Origin of the sequence: Amycolatopsis sp. NPDC059657, assembly GCF_042734395.1 — a bacterium.
In the GTDB taxonomy this organism is placed as follows: Bacteria; Actinomycetota; Actinomycetes; order Mycobacteriales; family Pseudonocardiaceae; genus Amycolatopsis.
Genome location: NZ_JBHWEB010000070.1, coordinates 1032 through 23498, shown reverse-complemented (window position 1 = coordinate 23498; position 22467 = coordinate 1032). Strand labels below are relative to the sequence as shown.

Genomic DNA, 22467 nt, shown 5'->3' with positions numbered 1-22467 from the left:
CCACTCGCCGTCACCGGACAGCGTGGTGAGCCTGACGGCCGTGCCACCCCCGTCAGCGGCCACCGACAGCCCGACCGGCGTGGACGGCGCGTGCACCGGCATGCCGTACCCGAAGTGATCACGCATCGACCTCTGGAAATCGTGCGCCGCACCGCCGGCCCCCAGCAGCGAGCCGGATGCCGACACCAGCAGCGTGATCCCGGAAACCCGGTCGGACCAGGTCTGCCCCATCCGCCCGGTTTCGAGGTTCATCGCGTCCGCGAACGGGCGCAGACCGGTCACCAGCTCCGCGAAGGCCTTACCGTCGAGCCACAGCTGCTGGCCATCCGCCAGCCGCACCCCGAACGAGCCGGGTGTCCCCGCGGCCGCGATGAAGAAGGCATCCTCGGCCAGCGGGACACCCGCGCGCCGCGACTCGCCCGACGCGTCGGCCCAGTCCTGGACCACCGCGTGCGCCTCATCGTCGTGGAATGACAGCCCCAACGGTTTGCCGTCGTGATACAGCGGGGTGACCCGCGCATCCTCGGCATGGAACAAATGCCGCAGACGGGCGGAGTCGACCGCGGTCAGCGGTTTCGGCCCCTCCGTGTGCATCGCCCAGCGACCGTCCTCGGCGTGGAGCACAAGCCCGCCCCTGGCATCCGGGCGCAACTCGACCGTGCCGGTCTGCGCGTACACCGGACGCGCGACTTCGGACTCGCGCACCAACGCCTTCGTGAAGTCCAGCGCACCGTCCCGGCCACCGAACAGCGGCTTACCCGCCGCCGAAGTCAGCAACACCAACGCCTGCGGCCGATCCACGCCGGCCATAGCGTCCCGGAACGCCTCAGTCTTCGCCACCACCCGGCCGAAAGCATTCCCCTCGACCAGCATTCGCCTGCCATCCGAGGTCCACACCTCGAACCGGCCGCCCACATTCGAAGCGGCGTCCACAAAGAACGCTCGATGCGGCCACGGCGCTTCGGTCGCCACCTTCGCACCCGCCGCCACCCAGCGGAGCCCACGCTCCAGCCCGGCCTCCTGCCGGAACGACACACCGACGGTCTTCCCCGCACGGACCAGCGGAACCACGCGAACCTCATCCGCGCCGAACGCGCTCCAGTCCCGCGACCGGACGCCGCCCCCACCCAGCACCTCACCCAGCACCCTGGCGGGCCCCGACGACACCGACCGCCACGTCCCGCCATCCTCGATCCAGCTGCCGCCGGCCGGAAGCTCGAAGGCCATCGACTTCGTCGCCGCGACCACCGGCTGCCGATAGCCCAGCTCCCCCAGCACTCGCTGGAAGTCATGGGCGGCTCCGCCCGGCCCGTCGATCTGGCCCACTTTGCAGACGATCAACGTGATGGCCTCCGGCGCGTAACGGGACACCGGTGAGCGGAACGACCGCAAGTCGTGCACCAGGCGACCGAACGCCTCACCGCCAACCTCTACGCTCCGGCCGTCGGCAAGCCGCACCAGGAAGCCGTCTGTCTCGCCATGTGTGGTGACGTAGAAGCTGTTCTCCGGCCAGGGCGCGGCCGCCCGCAGGAGCATCCCCGGCTCGAACTGCTTGTTCCAGCCGCCTTTCGCCATCGTGTAGCCCTCGGGCATCGAGGTGGTGTAACGCAGCACCCTCTCCTCGCGCATGACCTTCCGGTCCAGCCGCAGTTCCGTGCCGCGGCTGAAGGAAATGCCCGCCAACTTGCCATCGTGGTACAGCCGGTGCACCCGCACCCGCGACGAATCGAAGGTCACCGGCTCACGCGTGTTCACGTCGGTACCGAACAGCGTCACGCCCTCGACGACCCTCGCCCGCCCGAACCCCAGCAGGCTCTTCACCTGACGGACCACCGGCCCCAACGGCTTCATCGAGGACAAGGTGCCGCCATGCTCATCGGACCGCACCCCCCGTGACCCACCGGCCCCGAATCGCTCGGTCACCGCGTGCCGAAAATCGTGCTCCACACCGCCCGGACGCGTCAGCGCCACCCCTGCCAGATCGAACTTCCTTGCCACCGAACGGAAAAGACCCGCCTTCGCCACCACTTCGGCGAAGGTCCGGCCGTCGACCGACAGCTCGGTCCCATCCTTCAGCCGAACGCCGATGCGCGACGAGTTCGCTTCCACGTCGAGGTGGAACAACCGCCCTGGCTCCGACGAGACCGGGACCTCCACACCGTCCACACCGGACCGGAACGACATTCCAACCAGCCGGCCGTCGGCCACCAGCGGACGCACCTCGACCTCACGCGCCCGGAACGGCCGCACCGCGCCGGTCAGGTCCAGCCCGTCGAGCGAGCGCCCCTGACGACCGGAGAGCGCGGCCAGCCGGTGCTTGATCGCGGAGAAGCGGTCTGTCCGGACGACGGGCCCACGCTCGGCCATCGTCGTCTCCGGCCGGTTCTCCCCCGCGTGGCCGTCCGCGAGCTCGGTGATCTCGGTGATCTCGGTGTTCTCGTGCGGTGAACGACCGCCGTCGGAAGCTGTTTCGTGGTCGTATGCCCCAAAATCGGAGCCGCTGTCACTCGTCTCGTCGCTGGACCAACCCTCACCGGAGTCCCGCCTCTGGTTCCCGGTTCCGTCATCGGCGACCGAAGCCGGGTCTTCCAGGCTGTCCTGCAGCCGCACGGCCCTGTTCGGTGCCAGCCGCGGCGCCTGCTCGCCGAACCGTTCCTCCAGCGCCCCTTCGAAGGAACGCACCGCGGCGCGTTCGACCTTGGGTCCGGACACCAGCAGCGTGACCGCCTCCGACCGGTTCGCCAGCGCCTCGGCGAACACCCGCGTACCGCCGACCAACCTGCCGAACTCCTCGGGGCGGATCGCGACGTGGCGTCCGTCCTGCAGGGTCAGCTCGAATTCGTGCCCACGGGAGGTCACCACGACGGGCAGCGCACCGGCCGGGTGCGGGTCGCGCAGCCCGCCCGGCAGCTCGCCCCGGAAGGACACCCCCACCGTCGAGTCGCCGACGCGCACCGGGCTGATCCGCACGTCGTCCGCGGCGAACACATGCCCGGTGCCCGAGTCGAAATTCCCTCCGAACACGTCCTGCCCGCCGAAGACCCGCCAGTGGGAGGCGCGGTCACCGGTCACCACCGGCAGCGAAACGCCCAGGTGCGCCAGCGCCCGCTGGAAGTCGTGCGCCGCGCCGCCCGGACCGTGCTCGTCGCCGGCACGTGAGTCCGTCAAGGCGATGAGCGAGAGCTCCGGATCGCGCGATGCCGTCCGGAACGGCTCCGACTCCGCGACCATCCGCGCGAACTGCTCGGGACGCACCGCCAGCGTCGAACCGCGCTGCCCCTCCGACACCCGGAACAGGTTCCAGGTCGCGCTCGCGTCGACGTGGAAAACGCGCCCGCGGGTCGTCGAGACCTCGGCCTGCATGCCGGGTGACTCCTGCTCCGGTCGGAACGACATCCCGACCAGGTGCCCGTCAGCGACCAGCGGACGCGGCCGCACCTCGCTCGAGAGGAATGGGTGCGCCACGTCGCCCGGCTGCGTGGGCAGCGAGATTTCCGGCCGGTGCGTTTCCCAGCGCATGTCCTGCGCGGTCACCAGTTGCGAAGGCCGGTCGCCCACCGCGGGCAGCACCGCCGTCCACCCGGACGGCGCGAACACCGTGCCCTCGAACCCGAATTCCCGCGCCAGCACTCGCGTGAACTCCCCGGTCGACCGCAGCCCGGTCTGCCCGGCCGCGGCTTCCGACGACAGCAGAGTGACCGCGCTCGGCCGCCCGTCGCGGAAGGCATGGGAGTCCGCCGTCACCTTCGCCAAGGCCGCCCCGTCGAGCAGCAACAGCCGCCCGTCCGTCGTGTGCACCTCGAACCGGCCGCCGGCCGCCGGCACCGCGTCCACGAAGAAGGTGCGGCCCGGCCAGGGAACCTCGTCGAGGGTGCGGCCGCCATCACGCACCCAGTCCGCCGTGGTGGCTGGTTCATGCCGGAACGAGATTCCCACCGGGCCGCCGTCACGCGCCAGCGGCGTGGACCGGACCTGCTCCGAACGGACGTGAACCACTGCCCCGGCAGCGGCATCCACCCCCAGCAGCCCTGCCTGCCCCGCTGAGAACGTCTTCCACCGGCCACCGTTCAGGACACCGAGCGCGAACGAACCGCCCTCGCCGGTGGCCGAGACGTTCACCTTTTCCGAGGCCGCAACCACGGGCCGGCGCACCCCGAAGTCGACGAGCGCGCGCTGGAGGTCGTGCGCGGCACCGCCCGGACCGTCCAGCCTGCCCACGTTGCAGATCGCGAGCGTGAGCGCTTCCGGCTGGACTTGGTCCAGCGAGCGATGGAAGGACTTCAAGTCCGTCAGCAGGTTGGCGAAGTTCCGGCCGTCGACCACCAAGGACGCACCATTGCGCAGGGTGAGCTCGAACTCCCTCTCGTGCCCGTGGGTCGAGACGAAATACGAGTTCTCCGGCCACGGTTTCCGGATCTCCTCGTACCGGCCCTCCGCTCGCGCTGTCCGCAGCGTGTCGATGTCGTCGACGCCATGGGGGAAGAGCTGGGTCGACGCGCTGTGCGCCTGGTCGAACCCGAACCTGCCGGGTCCCGCCGGGTCTTCGGGAGAGAGGAAGCTCGACCCGACCGAGATCCCTTCCCGCTTCAGGTCGGTGACCACGACGTCCGACGAGCGGAACGCGACCGGCGCACGGGTTATCGCTTGTTGCCCGCGCAGTTCGACGTTGTGGATCACTTCGGCCCTGCCCACCTCGGAGCCTTGCCGGAACAAGCCGGTCACCCACCGCGTGGGAGCACGCAGCGACGACCGCATGCCGAGCAACTCGCCGGCTGCCCCGGTCTCGGCGCGATCGCCTGCCTCGTCACTTCGCCGCATACCCAGCAGGTCGCCCAGCGTCCGGCGGGTGCCGTCCGCGTTCAGGCCGATCAGGTCACCAAAGGTCGTGGACCGGGGAGAAGTTGGCGCCGAGCCGTCGAACGAACTACGAGGGCTTCCGTCGGCGTCGGTGAAACTCAGCTCCGAACGCCACGACCCGTCGCGTTCGCTTCCGTCGCCGAAGTCCCCGTCGGAGTCCGAACCACGCGAGCTTTCGCCGCCCAACCGGTCCCTGAGCTGGTCGAACAGCCCGTTGCCTGCCGCGTCACCGTCGAACGAGCGTGGGCTCTCCAGCCCGTCCCGCTCACCGGAGCGGTACGAGATTCCGGACATGTCGGAGCGGGCGTCGTCGTCGAGCACCTGGCCGGACATGTCGCGGAGTTCGCCGGCGGCGCTGGTGAGATCGCCGGGTGCCGCCGGGAACTGCCGCCAGCGCCCGCCCTCGAGCACCGCGGTGGTGGCGCGGGAGCCGTGCTCGGAGACGCCCAGCTGCAGGTCGTTGGTCGGCGCGTGCACCGGCTGCTCGTGCCCGAACTCCTCGGCCAGCGTCCGCTGGAAGCCCGGCGCCGTTCCCCATGCGCTGCCGGTACCAGGGACGAGCAGGGTGAACGACCCCGGCGTGCCCTCGTGAAGCGCCTGCTGGAACGGCTCGAGCCCGGTCACCAGCCTGGCGAGCACTTCACCGTCCACAGTGAGGACCCCGGCGCCCGACGCGTAGATCCGCGCCGAGCCCCCCGATCCCTCGGCGTCGATGAAGAACGTCCGGCCGCCCTGCCACGGCGCCCGCTCCATGCGCGCGGCGCCCGCCTGGATCGCTGTTTCGAGATCGACCTGGTTCTCGCCCAGCAGATATGCGACGTCCCTGCCGGAAGTCGCCGCGGCCCACTCCACGGTCTCCGCGCGCTCGAACCCCATCCGGAAGGTCACCCCGACGGTCCGGTCACCGCGGCGCAGCGGCCCGAACCGCGTGTTCGCGGCCTGGAACGTGTGCCGCACCTCGGCCATGTCGGTACCCACCAGCGGCGACGGCACTGTGGAGAACGTCCGCGGGTGTCCGCCGGCGGTCGGCGCGGCGACCGGCTGCCACTGGTCGAACCGCTCCTGCAGCGCACGCTGGAAATCGTGTGCCGCACCGCCCGGACCGTCGAGTTCTCCGGCGGGCCCGCCCAGCAAGGTGAACTTCGACGGCCCGACGCCGGGGACCAGCGAACCCAGCAGCCGCGAACGGCCGACGACCTCGGCGAACGCGGTCCCGGTGACCTCCAGCGCCCGGCCGTCCGCCAGCCTCAGCCGGAACCGCTCCGAGTCGGAGTCCACAGAGATCGACAGCTCGTCGTCGGCGTGCCGGGTCAGCGTCGCGGGGTCCTCGGCCGCGCGGTACGACATGGCCACTGTGCGCTCACCGTCGGCGTGCGTGACCAGCTCGACCTCGCCCGCATCGAACAGGCGCATCCGCTGCTCGCCGAGGTCCAAGCCCGGCAACGGAACCGGTGACGGCGCGGCCACCTTCCAGTCGCCCTGCCGCGGCACCACGACGACATCGTTCCGGCCGGTCGCCGTGGCCAGCGCACCCTGGAAGTCCCGTACCGCGCCGTCGTCCGCCGCGTCCGACAACAGCATCAACGGGCGGTGGGCGGCGTCTCCCGCTCGCACCAGCGGCGATGCGGCCACGACCGTGGCGAATGCCCTGCCGTCGACCGACACCTCGCGTCCGTCCGCCAGTGTCAGACGGAACCGCTCACCCAGTGAATCGACGCCGATGCCTGCCGAGCCGTGCGGCCACAGCGAGGGCCCCGTGCCGTCAGTCCACTCCGGACCGCCTAGCGCCCGGTACGAGGCACCGACCGGATTCCCGCCGTCGGCCAGCGGGCGTATCCGCACGTCGGCCGGGTGGAAGGACAGCACCCGGCCAGCGCCGTCCCTGCCGAGCACGTCGGCCGGACCGTTCGCGAACGTGCGCCAGACCCCGCCGTCCATGACAGCGATGTAGGGCTCGGAGCCGGCCGGGTGCTCAGCCGAGTCCCACCCCGGCGTGACCATCTCGGTGGCGGTGACCACCGGCTGCCGGTATCCGTACCTGTTCGCCAGTGTCCGCTGGACATCGAAACCGGACCCGCCTGGCTCGTCTCGCTGTGCGGTGAAGCAGGCGAGCAGCGAAATCGCCTCCGGCCGGTCGTCGCCCTCGAACCGGCTCCGGAACGCCTCCGTCCGCCGCAGCAGGTCGGCGAACACAGGGCCGCTGAGGCTGATCGGGGTTTCGTCCTTGAGCGTGATTCCAACCGTGCTGTCGCCACCATGGGTAAGGACGAAGAAGCTGTTGTCCGGCCAGGGAGCCGGGGTCGCCGCTGGAAGGACGCCCTCGTCCTCGGCATCGGACTTGGAGATGTAGGTCTCCGGCAGCAGATAGGTCTTGTCCTTACCGTCACCTTCCGCCCACCTCAGGTCGGCCGCGAGTTCGTTGGCATCCGCGCTGAACGTGACGCCGATGGTCCGGCCGCCCTTGGTCAGCGGCGCGGTGAGCACGTCGTCGAGTCGGACGGACCGAGTTTCCCTCTGCAGGGTGGTTCCGAACAGGGGCCGAAGCTCTTCGGGCCCGAAGGTGCGCCACGCCGGTGCGCCTACCCATGCGGGCAAGTCGCTGGTTTCGACCTCGTCCTGTTCGGCGATGGTCTCCAGCAGCCCCTGGTCCCGCTCGGCAGCGGCAGCGGAATCAAAATGGTGCAGGTCCAGCTGGTCCGGCACTGCCGCCACCGGCACGTCGGTCCCGAACCGCCCGGCGAGCGCACGCTGGAAATCGTGTGCGGCGCCACCGGCTCCGATGTGCTCACCCGCGTGGGAAGCCAGCAGCGTGATCGTGCCCGCGCGGTTCTGGCGAGCCTGCTCGAACAGATCGGCGTTCGCGACCAGGACCGCGAAGCCGTCGCCGGTGACCGACACCTGACGGCCGTCGCGCAGGGTGACCTCGAACCGGTCTCGTGTCGCGGTCACCGCGACCGGCAGCGAACTCGTGGATGGCAGGCCGAGTATCCGGTCCGGTGTGTCGTCACGGAACGAGATCCCGACCGGGGTCTCCCCGTCACGCACCTGGGCGGCGCGCACGTCCTCCGAGGTGAACAAGTGCCGCGCACCGGCCTCGGTGGTGCCCACGACGAGCCCCGGCTTGCCGCCGAACACCCGCCAGACACCGGCGCCGTCCGTCGCGACCACCGGCTCCTTGCGGCCGAGCTCGCCCAGCGCGCGCTGGAAGTCGTGCGCCGCGCCGGGTGGCCGCACCAGGTCACCGGCCCGCGAACCCGGCAACGCGATCGCGGCCAGCTTGTGCTTCGCCGCCGTCGAACGGAAGGGCCGTGCCTTCGCCACGACGTCGGCGAACGTCCGGCCGTCCACCGACACCCGCGTGCCGTCCGAGAGCCGCAGCCCGAACCGCGACGCGCTCGCGTCCACGTCGACGTGGAACACCCGCCCCCGCTCCGAGGTGACCGGCAGCGCCACACTGTCCACTTCGGACCGGAACGTCATACCGACCCGGTGGCCGTCCGAGCGCAGCTGGCGCATCTCGACGTCACGGACGCGGAACGACCGCTCCGCCGCCGAAACGACGTCCACTCCCTGCAGCACCTGCTCGTGACGGCCGAACAACCGGCCGACCGGCCTGGCCACCGACGACCATCGGCTGGGGCGCACCACCGGGCCGGGTTCGGCCACCGGCAGGTGAGAACCCGCGCCGGTACCGCGCCCGCCGCCCGCGCCAGTGCCGTCCCCGCCGCCGGTCCCGATAGCCGCCCCTGGCTCGTCGTCGTCCGGCCGATCCACAGTGGACTGGTCCGGTTCGGCGTGCTCGGAGAGCGGCGCGAGCTCTTCGGTCGGGAAGGTCCGCCACGCCGCGGTGTCGGCCCGCGTGACCAGGTCGCCGACGGGTGCCACCACGGGAACCTCGGTGCCCAGCCGCTCGGCCAGCGCACGCTGGAAGTCATGCGCCGCGCCACCAGTGTGTTCACCGGCGTAGGCGGCCAGCAGCGTGATCCCGCCGGGACGTTGCCACCGCGCCTGCCCGAACAGCTCGGCGTTTGTCACCAGATCCGCGAAACCCTCGCTGCCGACCGTCGCCCGGCGGCCGTTGTGCAACGCGATTTCGAACCGGCCGTCCTTGACCGTCACCGCCAGCGGCAGCGAGTCCGCGTCCGCCAGGCCGCGGACGGTGCCCGGCAGTTCGCCGTGGAAGGACATGCCGATCGGGGGGCCCGCCGCGCGCACCGGGGTGACGGCCACGTCGAACGGCGTGATCAGGTGCTGCATGCCGTCCTGGCCCGCGGCCACGACCAGCCCCGGCTCGCCGCCGAACGCCCGCCAGCCACCGTCGCCGTCGGTAGCCACCACCGGCTGCCGGTGGTCCAGCTCGGTCAGCGCGTGCTGGAAATCATGTGCCGAGCCACCAGAACCCGCCAGTTCACCGGCTCGCGAACCCGGCAACGCGATACCGACCAGGTCGAACCGCTCCGCCGCCGCACGGAACAGCCGTGCCTTCGCCACTACGCCCGCGAACGTCTGGCCGTCCAGCTCGAGGCGTGCACCGCCGGACAACCGGACGCCGAACCGCGTCGCGGTCGCGTCGGTGTCCACATGGAACACCTGCCCGTGGTTCGCGATGACCGGCAGTTCCACCGGGTCCGGCCCGGACCGGAACGACATCCCCACGGCACGGCCGTCCGCCACCAGCGGACGCACCTCGACCTCGTCCGCCCGGAACCGCCGTGTCGCGCCGGAGGTGGCGTTGACACCCTGGAACATGCCATCGGAGCCGCTGAACAGCCGCCCGACCGGCCGGGTCAGCGACCTCCAGGTGCCAGTGCGCGCCTGCGGGCCCCGCTCGGCCAGCGGCGGGCCGCCTGTTTCCGGCCGTTCCACAGTGGACTGGCCTGCCGCCGGGTGGATCTCCGTGTCCCCCTCCGGCAGGGAAGAACGTTCCACCGCCGGAGTTCCGCTGTCGAGGAAGTCATCCAGCCGCAGCGCGTGACCCCGGGTGAACCGCGGAGCATCGGCCCCGAACCGGGCATCGAGCGCACGCTGGAAACTGTTATCCCAACTGTTCCAAAGATCCGGCTCGGAAACGAGCAGCGACACCACATCCGGCCGGTTCGCCCGCGCCTGCTGGAACAGCTCACTACCGACCACCAACCGGCTGAACGCGTCGGGGCGCAACGACACCTGACGACCGTCATGCAGCGTCACCTCGAGAGCCCACTGCCGCGAAGTCACCACCACCGGCAACGCGCCCGCCTCAGGCAGCTCACGCAACACACCCGGCAACTCACCGCGGTAGGACACGCCCACCGTCCGCCCGTCCGCCCGCACCGGGCTGACGCGCACGTCGTCCGCCGAGAACACGTGGCCCCCACCACGCTCGAAGTTGCCGACGAACAACCCCGGCCCGTCGAACCCGAACATCCGCCACGGCACTGAACGATCACCGGTCACCACCGGCAGCGAACGCCCCGTCAAACCAGCCAAAACCCGCTGGAAATCGCGGGCCGCGAAACCACCGCCGCTCTCGTCACCCACACGGGAATCCGTCAGCACAAGGAACCTGAGCTCCGGATCCCGCACGACCTCCCGGAACGGCTCCGCCTCCGCCACCATCCGCGCGAACTGATCCGCGCTCACCGGCCACGACGTGTCGCGCGTGGCGTCCCGCACCCGGAACTTCGTCGAGTTGGCGCTCACATCGATGTGGAAGACGCGCCCATGGGCCGCCGACAGCGGCACGGCGATCGGCGTCTGCTCCCGCCGGAACGACATCCCGACCAGCTGCCCGCCGGACATGACCGTACGCGGACGCACATCGCTGCTCAGGAACCGCGCAGGCGCATCACCCTGCTCCTCCGGCAGCGCTGTCTCCTGCCGGTGCGAGTCCCAGTGCATACCCTGCGCGGTGATCAATTGCGCGGGCAGCTCGGCCACCGCGGGCAGCACCGTCGTCCACCCGGACGGCGCGAACACCTGCCCCTCGAACCCGAAGTCCCGCATCAACACCCGGGTGAAGTCCCCGGTCGCCCGCAGACCGTCCGGTCCCGCCGCCGACTTCGACGCGAGCAACGCGACAGCGTCCGGCCGTCCACCCTGGGTGACGGCCGCGCGGAAGGCCTGCGAATCCGCCGCGACCTTCGCCAGCGCCCCGCCGTCGAGCAGCAACCGCCGCCCATCGGCGTCCCGCACCGAGAACCGGCCGCCAGGTCCCGGTTCGGCGTCCACGAAGAACGTCCGATCGGACGAGAAGGGGACATCGCCGATCACGCGCCCGCCGCCCGCGGCCCAGTCCGCGAGATCCCCGGCCGCGCGCTTGTCCTTGAACGAGATCCCCACCGGGACGCCGTCGCGCACCAGAGGCGTGGACCGGACCTGCTCCGGGCGGAGGTGAACAGCCACCCCGGAAGCGGCGTCCGCGCCCAGCAGCCCCGCGGGCCCCGACATGAACGTCTTCCATCGGCCGCCGTCCAGCACGTTGATCAGCGACTTGCCGGCGTCCACCACCTCGATCAGCTTGGTGAGCACCGTCTTGGGGCGGCGGCTTTCTACGGTCACCATCACCGACTCCGAGGCCGCGACCACCGGCTGCCGCACTCCGAACTCACCCAGCGCGTGCTGGAAGTCCCGTGCGGCCCCACCCGGCACATCCAGCTTGCCCACCAGGCACACACCCAGTACCACCGCGGCCGGGTCGCCCCGGTCCAGCCCGCGGTGGAAGACCTTCAAGTCGTTCAGCAGCGTGGCGAAGGTGCGGCCATCGACCTGCAAAGACGGTCCGCCACGGCGGAGGTTGACGGCGAACTTCCCCTCCAGGCCATGGGTCGAGACGAAGTACGAGTTGTCCGGCCACGGCTTCCGAGACTCTTCGAACCGGCCCGCCGCGCGCGCCGCGTCGAAATCTTTGGTGAAGGTCTTTTCGTCCGTGCCGACAGGCTGGTAGACCCGAGTCGCCCCGTCCTCTGGACGGTTGTACTTGTCCTGGCGGTTCATCACGTCGAAGCTCGTGGGGAAGCCGGGGTGGAAGGTCACCCCGATCGTCGTCCCGCCCCGCTTCAGCCGGGTGACGAGCACATCCGACGAACGGAAGCGGACGGGTGTTCCCCGTTGCGTCCCGTGCAGTTCGACGTTCTCGAGCACCTTCGTGCGAGAGCGCGCCAACTCGATGAGCCGCTGCTTGACGGTGAGCGTCGACGGCACCTGCGCTATGCCTTCGCTACCACCCGATTCCGGCCGGGGCTCAGACTGGGGCGGGCCGCCTGCGTCCGCCGGATCCTCGACCGGCGACGGACCGTCGGCATCCACCGGATGGATCTCCGCATCCTCATCCGGCCGGGAGCGCTCCCCCGCCGGGATTCCCATGTCGAGGACGTCGTCCATTCGCAGCGTGCCATCCTGGTTGACCTGCGAAGTATCAACCCCGAAAACCCGCCACGGTGCTGAACGATCACCGGTCACCACCGGCACCGAACGACCCGTCAAATCAGCCAAAGCCCGCTGGAGGTCACGCGCCGTGGAGCCACCGCCGCTTTCATCACCCGCACGGGAATCCGTCAGCACAAGGAACCTGAGCTCCGGATCCCGCACCACCTCCCGGAACGGCTCCGCCTCCGCCACCATCCGCGCGAACTGATCCGTGCTCACCGGCCACGACGTGTTGTGTGCTGGATCCAGTACCCAGAACTTCTCCGAGGTGGCACTCGCGTCGATATGGAAGACGCGCCCATGGGCCACCGACAGCGGCGCGTCGATCGTCGGCGTCCCCTCCTGCCGGAACGACATCCCGACCAACTGCCCGTCCGACAGCACCGGGCGCGGACGCACGTCACTGCTCAGGAACCGCTCAGGCACACCTTCCGGTCCCTCCGGCAACGACAACTCATGCCGATGCGACTCCCAGTGCATGTCCTTCGCGGTCATCAACTGCGCGGGCAGCTCGGCCACCGCGGGCAGCACCGCCGTCCACCCGGACGGCGCGAACACCTGCCCATCGAACCCGAAGTCCCGCGCCAGCACACTCGCGAATTCCCCGGTCGACAACACCCCGACCGGCTTCGACGCCGACTCCGACGCCAGGAACGTGACCGTATCGACTGAAGCTTCGCGGAACGCCCGGGACTCCGCGGTCACCTTCGCCAACCCTGCCCCGTCGAGCAGCAACCACCGCCCATCCATGTCCTCCACGCTGAACCAGCGACCAAGCACCGGTTCGGCGTCCACGAAGAACGTCCGATCGGACGACCAGGGGACATCGCCGATGACGTGGCCACCGTCCGCGGCCCAGTCGGCCACGTCGTCGACCCTGCGGCCGTCCCGGAACGAAATACCCACCGGGACGCCATCACGCACCAGAGGCGTGGACCAGACCTGTTCCGGACGGAGGTGAACCGCCGCCCAGGAACTGGGGTCCAGACCCAGCAGCCCCGCAGGCCCCGACATGAACGTCTTCCACCTGCCACCGTTCGCGACGTTGGTCATGGCCTCGTTGCGAAGTACCCCGGCCGAAATAGTCACCGACAGGCTCACCGACTCCGAGGCCGCGACCACCGGCTGCCGCACCCCGAACTCACCCAACGCGTGCTGGAAGTCACGCGCGGCCCCACCCGGCACATCCAGGTTGCCCACCAGGCACACACCCAGCACCACCGCGTCCGGGTCGCCCCGGTCCAGCCCGCGGTGGAAGACCTTCAAGTCATTCAGCAAGGTGGCGAAGGTACGGCCGTCGACCAGCAAGGACGGCCCGCCACGGCGAAGGTTGACGGCGAACTTCCCCTCCAGGCCATGGGTCGAGACGAAGTACGAGTTCGCCGGCCACGGCTTAGGAACCTCGTCGAACCGGCGCTCGGCCGTCGCACTTGTCATGGCTGCCGGATCGTCGACACCACGGGCGAAGTACCGGGTCGCCCATGCCTCCGGGTGTACGTACTTCGCTTTGCGGTCCGCCAGGTCCGCGCCGGCGTGAAAAATCACCCCGATCGTGGCCTTACCCTGCTTCAGGCGATTGACCAGCACGTCCGACGAACGGAAGCGGACGCGTTTTCGGGTTCCCTCCTGCATCCCGTGCAGTTCAACGTTCGCGATCACCTTGGTGCGGTTCTCGAACAGCCCGGTGAGCCACCGCTGGGCGGTACGCGCACCATTCCTCGACAAGGATTCGTTCGGCAGGACGTGGTTCGATGGCCCGTTTTCAAAAGTGCGCAAGGTGCCGCCGCCGGTCACATCCGCCGGGGCGGGATCCGGCTGCCGGGAAGAGAACTGCTCCTCCATCGCACGCTGGAAGGCAGGCGCAGGACCGCGGTTCGGCTCACCGGCGGACGAGGCCAGCAGGGTCACCGCGTCCGCGTTGTTCCGCGACAACGCCCGCTGGAACGGCAGGGCGCGCGCCACCGGTCCCGTGTTCCCGCGTTCCAGCACCGGCTGCCTGGTGTGCTGGTCGACGCCCGTCGCCGTGATGCCCTCGACGACCTTCGCCCGGCCCAGCCCGAGCAGGTTCTTGACCGCACGGATCGGCCGCGCCGAGGTGATGCCGTTCTCCAGGTGCTGCCACCCGGGCTGCCGTTCGTGACCGGCGATGCCCATCAGCTCGCCCAAGGTCGGCCGCTGGTCTGCTTCGCCCGGAACGGCCGGCGCACGATGGTCGTCCAACGCCCGCGACTCGTAACCGGGGATGCCCATCAGCTCACCCAAAGTCGGCGGGTGTGGTGCCACGGCCGGAACGGCCAGCACACGATGGTCGTCGAACGCCCGCGACTCGTGGCCGGGCAGGCCCAGCAGCGTTCCCAGGCTCGGGGTGCCGGTCCGCGCGATCGGGAAGCTGAGCCTGGTGCCCTCTTCGGACAGCCGGGTGACGGGTTCGCCGCCTTCGTCGCGACGGATCGGGAACTGCTGCTCCAGCGTTCGCATGAATGCGGTGGCGTGGTGGCCCGGCCCCGCCACCGGCACGGTCAGCGCCGCGGGCGGCGCGCCGGCCACCGCGTCGGAGAACTCGTGGGAACTCGCGACCACCTTGCCGAACGTGTCGCCGTCCACCGCCAGCGTGCGACCGTCCTGAGTGGACACGACGTAGCGCCCGTCGTGGACCTGATCGGCGTCCACGACCGTGGTCCGGCCCGCGGCATCCGGCCCTTCGCCGCGACTGGTCGCGGCCTTGAAGGTCACTCCGACCATGCGTCCGTCGCGCACCAGCGGCGCGGAGACGACCTCGTGCCGGGAGAAGGAGGTCCACTGCCCCTGCCGGTTGAGATCCTCGCCCAGCAGCCGCGCGGGGCCGGACGAGAACGTCCGCCAGGTGCCGCCGTCGTTGATCCGCGATGCCCACTGCCGCAGGCCGGGGTCCGTGACGGTGGCCATCTCGGTCGTCGCCGCGACGACCGGCTGCCGATGGCCGAACTCGGTCACCAGTGTCCGCTGGAGGTCGTGCGCGGGACCACCCGGCCCGTCCGTCGCCGCGACGTAGCACACGTTCAGCGCGATGGCCTCAGTGTCGTCGACCGCGTTCCGGAACGGGCGCAGGTCGTTCAGCAGGCGGCCGAAGGTTTCTCCGCTGACCCGCAGGCCCCGGCCGTCGGTCGTCTGCAGGCTGAAGTGGCCTGGCATGCCATGGGCGGTGACGACGTACGAGTTCTTCGGCCACGGCGAACTGACGATTTCGAAGTTTCCCTCGGCAAAAGCCCGATCGACGTCGGACCGCTCACGGACGCCCTCGGGGAACCGCTGGGCGAGACCTGCCGGCTCCAGCCTGCCCAGTTCGAGGTCCTCCGCGAGGTGCGTGCCGGTGTGGAAGGTGACCCCCGCCGAGGTGCCGTCCGCCTTCCGCATCGAGTGCACCCACACCTGTGAGGAATGGAAGTCCACCTCGAGGCCGGTCGCCTTGTCGATGCCACGGAGCGGGACGTTGTCGACGACGTCGGCGACCGGCAGCGCACGCCACCGTCCACCACGGTCGAGCACCGTCTGGCCACCGCGGCCCACCAGCTGCGTCCGCAGGTGCACGTCAGAGGTCGGCGCCACGATCGGCCGGCGGTGGCCGAACTCGGTGGCCAGCGTCCTGCCGAAGTCGTGCGCGGCGCCGCCGCGGCCCGCCACCTCGCCCGTGCGCCCGGCCATGAGGACCAGCGAACCAGGCGTGTTGTCGCCGACCGCCCGCTTGAACTCGTCCAGCCCGGAGACCACCCGCGCGAAGTTCGCCCCATCGACCCGGACCCTGGCCCCGTCGGTGAGCCGGATCTCGAAGGTGTCCGCCCGGCCCCGCGCGGCGATGAACACCGAGTCCTCGTGCCACGGCGACCGCACCGCCTCCGCGCCCTTGCGGCTCGGGAAGGGCGACGGCCCGTCCGCGGCATCGGGGTGGAGGTAGGTGGTCCGCTTGCCGGTGTCCGACTGCTGGGCCCACCGCTGCGCGCCGGCTTTCTCCCGGCCGGTGTGGAAGGTCAGGCCGATCTGGCGTGAACCGTGCATGAGCGGCGCGACCCGCACCTCGCCAGGCGAGAACCGCCGGAAGGCGCCGGTCTTCTCGTCGACGCCGCCGGGAAGATCCATCAGCTCCCGCGGCGTCGGACGGCGCGCGGAATCCACGAACGAGCTTTCGTCGACCTCCGCGATGGTGTCCAGCGTCCGCCACGCAGGCCAGCCCGCGCCCGCCCGCTCGAAGACCCTTTGGGCCATGGCGGCGAAGTCTGCGTCATCATCGGTATCCCAGTTGTCCACGTCGTCGTCGGCGTGGCGGGCTTCGTCGGTGTCCCGGACGATCTCGGACTCGCGCTCACTCACGCCACCGTCGTGCGAAACCTCGTCGCCGTCCCGGACGATCTCGGACTCGGGCACGACGTCTTCCGGACGAACGCCGTCGCTGCCCCGGATCACCTCGGGCTCAGGCGATGGGGTGGGCCGTTCGGTCCGCGGGTTCAGGAACTCGTGCATCGAAACGTTCGGCCGCGGCGTGACCGGTTCGCCTGCGTTGGGGATCCACGACGGCGCCCCTTCGACGTCCGGCCGCTTCGCCAGGTCGGGGTTACCGGCCGCCGCCAGCGCGTCTTCCTTGGGGTCGGACAGGCCCAGCGCCTTCAGCCCGGCACGGTCGGTCTCGATCAGGATCGGGTTGTCCGGCTCGGTCCGCACCGCCTCACGCCACGCGGACGGCGCGCGGGAACTCCGGTACGCGGGCTCCAGCACCCATTCCGGGGTCAGCCGGACCAGGTACCGCTTCTCCTCGGCAGGCTTGGCAGATCCGTCCGGGGCCTCGATCTTCTTGTTCGTCGAGGAACCGGCCGCGGTGGAGCGACCCCACTCCTGCCACGGGGTATACCCGTCGGCGATCAGTGCGGCCGGCCGCTGCGTCGAGTCGTCGAGGTGGGGACCCGACATGTTGGAGAAGGTCTCCGGAGCCATCTCCCCGGTGTGGGCGGCGGTGGAACCGGCCGTGTCCTTCTCGGTGATGCTCGACTCCAACGGCTTGTCGAACACCCGCACGAGTTCCCGCTTCACCACGTCCGCGGTGATCTTGACATGGCGAAGCGCATCGCCGGCCACCTTGACCACATAGCCTTCGGGCGAGAGCACATCCCGAAGGTGCGTGCGCATCGGCAATGTCCCGGTCGCCGACTGGATCTCGTGGATGGCGCGCGGGTGCAACAGCGGCCTTCCGCCGCCTCCGCGCATCAGCTCCTCCAGCAACCGGTGCAGCCGCGGCGCGTCGAACGGGCGGACCTGCGTCACGGCGTCACCGGCGAGCCCCTCCGGAAGACCGAGTTCACGCTGTGCCTTGTGCAGTGAGCCGGTCTTCTCGACCAGCGGCGCCTCCGGGCGTCCGCCGATCGGGATCGTCTCGTCCAGTGGAACGCTGGACCGCACCGCTCCCGGCAAGGTGAATTCGCTCGTCCAAGGAGTCTCGAACCGGCGGGTCCCCGGCAGGAACTTGTAGTAGTGCCCAGCACGCGCGTAGGGGTAGACGTCCATCGTGACCCGGAGGTCGTGGAGGAACTCGGCACTGTCCGCGGTCCGGGCGGTGGCGACCGTCTCGCTGCGCTCGTGCCCGAGCTCGGTGCGCCACTCGTACCTGTGCGCGCCGCTGAAGGACAAGCCGAGTGAGTTCGCCGGGTGGTGTTTCTTCCCTGCGTACATGTACATGCCGACGCCCCAGTCACCAAGCCAACCACTGCTGGAAGTGGAGCCTGACGCGCTGGCCGTCGTGGTCTCGCCCCTGACCTCCTCGCCGGGCACCGTCCGGCGGTACGCGCCGTCTCCCAGCTCGGCCCGCAGCACCACGAGCTGCTCGACCTTGCCGACCGGCGTCGCACCCTCCAGGAAGACCGGGTGCCCACCGGCGAGCATCTCCTTCAACGTGGGGTTGAACTCCGAACCGGCCAGCGTCGGCCCGAGCACATCGCGCACCAGCCGCTCGTTGATCGGGCCGAACTCGACCATCCGGCGAGTCGGCCGTTCCTGACTGACGCCGACCACGCCCTTGGCGAGGTCCGCGAGATTCGACAGCAGGCTCCCCTGGTGCTGAGCGGTCCATTCCCGCAACCGCTCCGAGATCTGGCTCACCAGCTCGGAGCCCGCTTCCAGGCGGTGCAGCTCGACGCGGCCGCTGCCCCGCCCGACATTGGCGGGCGCGGCCACCGGGGCAGGCTCCGGCGCATCTTCGCGGACCAGCTCAGCACGGCCGGTCCGGCCGGATCCTTCGGGAGATTCGGTGGCACGCTCCTGCCGGTAGCGCCGCGCGTCCGTGGCGTCCAGCTTGGCGAGGTCGTCATCGAGCAGTTCGCCGATGCGGTGGATCTCGCTGGCGGGCACCCACACGGTGGCCGCCTCGGGCACGTGCACCTGCTTCGCGGCCTCCCTGGCCGCTTCCTCATGGCCGAACCCGAAGAAGTCGTGCCAGCCGCGCCGGCTCGAGGTCCGCACGCCGTAAGTGGCGTCGTACCTCACCAGGTAGCCGCGTTCGGTGCGCGACCTGGTCACGGTTTCCTTGACACCTTCGGTCTTCGAGGTGCCGTCCTTCCAGTAGCGCATGATGGCGCCGGCTGCGGAGAAGAGGGGACTCACGACTTTGCCGAACGGCAGCACGTCGAACATGTCGGCCTTGACCTTCACGCCGGCGCCATTGACGACCTCCGACTTCCACTGCGCGCCCGTCACCTCGGTGAAGGAGAACTTGTGCGCCTGGTCGACGCCGATGACCCTGGGGTTCTCCAGGTGCGCGGACAGATCGACCCTCGCCACCCGCTCGCGGTTGCCGACGAGCCCGGAGCGGTTGTGGCTCTTCAGCCATACCGTGTCCTGGTGCAGCGCGGCCCGTTCGAAGGCACCGGCCCGGTCCGGCAGGCTCGCGAAGTGCTCGAGCACGTCGCGCGCGGCGTTGCGCTCGTCCGCCTTGTCCGGCTCACGACCCCAGGTCCCGAGTTGCTTGTGCTCGTCGAAACGAGCCGGGCTCTTGCCGATGAGCGGAAGGCGAAGCCAGCCCGCGTACCGCGACGTCGGCGGCGTGTCGATCATCTTGGTGACCGTGCCGAGCAGGTCGGGAACCGGCTTCAGCGCGTCAAGCCGGAAACCCGCGGGCAGGTGCGCCGCCCGCCGCCCATCGGAGTGCGGTTCACCGTCGTGCCACACAGGGGTACTCTGCCGCGGCGGTTCACCCGCGTCGACCGGCCGCTCGGCCGCGACGACGTCCACCTTGCCCTGGTACACATCCGGGTTTTCACCGCGCCAGCGCACCTTCTCCGCGGGATCGCCCCACCGGCCACCGATGCGCACCTCGAACTCGACCGGGTAGCGCACCTTGTGCAGCGGCCGGTCGCCGCTCATCGGGCGCTCGACCCCGACCTCGTGCTCGATGTTCTCGATATCGCGACGGTTGCGCTTGTAGGCGGCCGTGGAACCGGCGCCGCGATAGTCCTTGTGGGATTTCATGGCGTCATAGGCCAGGCTCGCCACGCCGAGCTGGGTGTCCCAGCCCTTCGTGACCTCCATGGCGTCCTTGTGCCCGGAAGCGGTCGTCCCGGTGCGGGACTCTCGCTCGACAGTGCCCAGGTACTCGGCCTTGGCCACCTGGGTGGACCCGCGCACGAACACGTCGGGCGCGTTGTGCTTCCACGAGCTCAGCGGGAACCGCACCCCGTCACCACCCCGGACGAGTTCCCTGGCGTGGTCCTGGAGGAACTGGCGGAATCGGCGTTCGATCTCCGGCAGATCCTTGCCACGCAACACTTCGCTGGCCGACAACCGGTGCAGCACAGGGCCGATCAGGTGGGAGAGCGTCTCCTCTGTCAGCCGGTGGTCGGCGTCCAGCTGGTCGAGCGCCCTGGACGTGTCCATCCGGGGCGGTGCCGCGAGTTCGGTGTCCGCGCGGCCCGGCACGTCCGGTCCGGCCACGGTCGCGGGAAGCGCGGTGGCCTGCGTCGTCTCCGGTTTCGTCCACACCGTGGCCGAACCGTCGACCTTGACCAGCCGGTCGGGCACGTACTGGCGGACCGCTTCCGGATCGACGGGCTTCGCCCCTGGTGGGAGATCGTGGTCGCGGGCGATCGGCCCGTCCGGCGCGGGCACCGCTTTCTGCTTGTCACCGATCTGCACGACGTAGGTGAACCGCAGATGCTGCTGTCCGACCGGCCCATTGTATTTGTCCGAAAGCTGGCGCCGGACCTTGCCGGTCGTCGAGGTCTCGGTCTTGGTGCTGCCGTAGTTGAGCACGGTCGGGCCGACGGCCCAGCCCGTGGCTCCGGACAAGTCGCCGGCCATCACGGTCGCGAAGAGCCCCCAGCGACGGCCGAGCGACTGCCCGCCACTGCGCTCGACGCTCGTCTCACGGGTTTGCACGATCGTGCCGTCCCCGTCCTCCAACGGCCGGGTGACCACTGTGTCCGCCACCGCCACCGTGACCTCGACCCTGGGCATGCCGGGGAACTTGAACGACCTGCGCACGGGTGCGCCGCCGAACAGGTCCGGCGCGGACGCGGGCAGCGTGTGCAGCCACTCGCGGAACTTCCGCGCACCGGGATGGCTGACCGGGAACCCGCCGAGTGCCGATTCCACCTGGTGGTAGATATCGCCGAGGCCGGTCAGCTCCGTGTGCACGATCTCGCGCGGCGAGGCAGGCCGCGCCGCCGGATCCACTGTGGACAGATCGGTGCCACGCCGTGGCCAGTTCAGCGCCACGTCCAGCCACACGTGGTCGGTCACGGTGGCGCCCTTGCGCCACGGCCACGTCCGAGGCTTGCGCACCGTCACCCGGTAACTCACGTCATGTTCGGACCGCTCCGCCGGCACATGCTGGGTCACCGTCGTCGAACCGTCGTGCCTCAGCTTCGACTTGATATCCGACCCGCGCGCGTTCATCAGCCCGGCGAGCTTCAGCAGCGGGAAAACGTGATGGGTCGGGACCCGGACCAACCGCGGATCGGTGCTGAACAACGCGCGGGCATTCACCAGGCTGGTGTCCGAGACTTCCCGGCTGTGGGCCGCCGAGAAGTCGACGGACGTGCGCCGGGACACCTTCGGCGTGCTCAGGCCGGTCACCTCGAGCCGGATCTGCGGTGCGCTGTGGGCGCGGGGGCCCAAGTCCACCACCAGCCCGCCGTCCAGCGTCTGGTGGAACTTCCCTTTCAGGTTCGTGTCGGAGAACTGCTGCTCGACCATCGCACGGATGATGTGGTCCGCGCGCCGATCCTTCAGCTTGAGCAGATCGAGAATGGCTTGCCGCAGAACGGTTCCGTCGATGTCGTCCGCGACCGCGGGCCGCTCGATCTTGGCCAGTTCGACCCGGTCCACGGGACCGGGGACGAGTTCGTCGGACGGGGGCCGGTCGAACCAGTCAATTCCGTGGGCATCGCGGTCCGTGTCCGGAAGCGACTCGATGGTCTCCCTGACCCGTGCCTGTTCGGAGTCGCCGTCACCGCGCGCGACGGCAGGCTTGGCCTCCGCCGGTGTCCCGGCAGGCTCCTCACCCGGTTCTTTCGGTTCTTTGCCCTTGCGGCGCACGTCCTGCGCGGCGGCCGGACGTTTGCCGTCGGCAGGACGGTCGACGATCTGAACCGGCACCGGGGTGACTTCGGCGTCCGACATGCTCGGCGTGTCCTTGCGGCGCACCGGCTTGGCCGAAGCAGCCGACGGCGACTCGACGACGAGCTTCGACTGGGCGGTCTGCTCGATGTTGCCCTTGGACGGCGTCGCGGGAGTGGTGCCCTGCTCGGTGCCGCTCTTGCCCGGCGCGGGCTCGACGGCAGGCCGCCGCCCCTCGCCCCTCGACGCATGCCCACCGGACGTCGTGACCGGGCGCGTGCCCGCCTCCCCGCGGCTGACCGGCTGATCGACCTTGCTCCCGGTGGCACCCTGAGCCTGCTGCGACGGCTGAGCCCCGGACTTGGGCTTCTCACCGGCCGCTGCAACGGTATCGACCGGGTTGTGCCCTGCCGCTCCCTGCGGCGGAACGGTTTCGTCGCCGGCGTGGCTGGTCCCCTCGTCGCCACGGCCCTTACCTGCCACCGGCGTGTCACCAGGCGTCGTGCCGTCAGCAGGCTCGGTGCCATCAACGGGGGTCGTGCCATCCGCAGGCTTGGCACCAGCAACAGGAGTCGAGCCATCAGCAGGCTTGGTGCCCGCAACGGGAGTCGTGCCATCCGCAGACTTCAC

1 protein-coding gene (cut by a window edge) is annotated in these 22467 nt (G+C 70.2%); it reads right to left on the bottom strand.

Features of this window, described 5'->3' with window-relative positions; translation table 11 throughout:
* Positions 1 to 22467: the 5' end (the start) of a hypothetical protein gene (locus ACFV15_RS31040; RefSeq protein WP_378354709.1), read on the bottom strand. Its footprint begins 23328 nt before the window's first position; the window shows 22467 of its 45795 coding nt (coding positions 1-22467); it begins with the start codon at positions 22465 to 22467; the stop codon falls past the left edge of the window.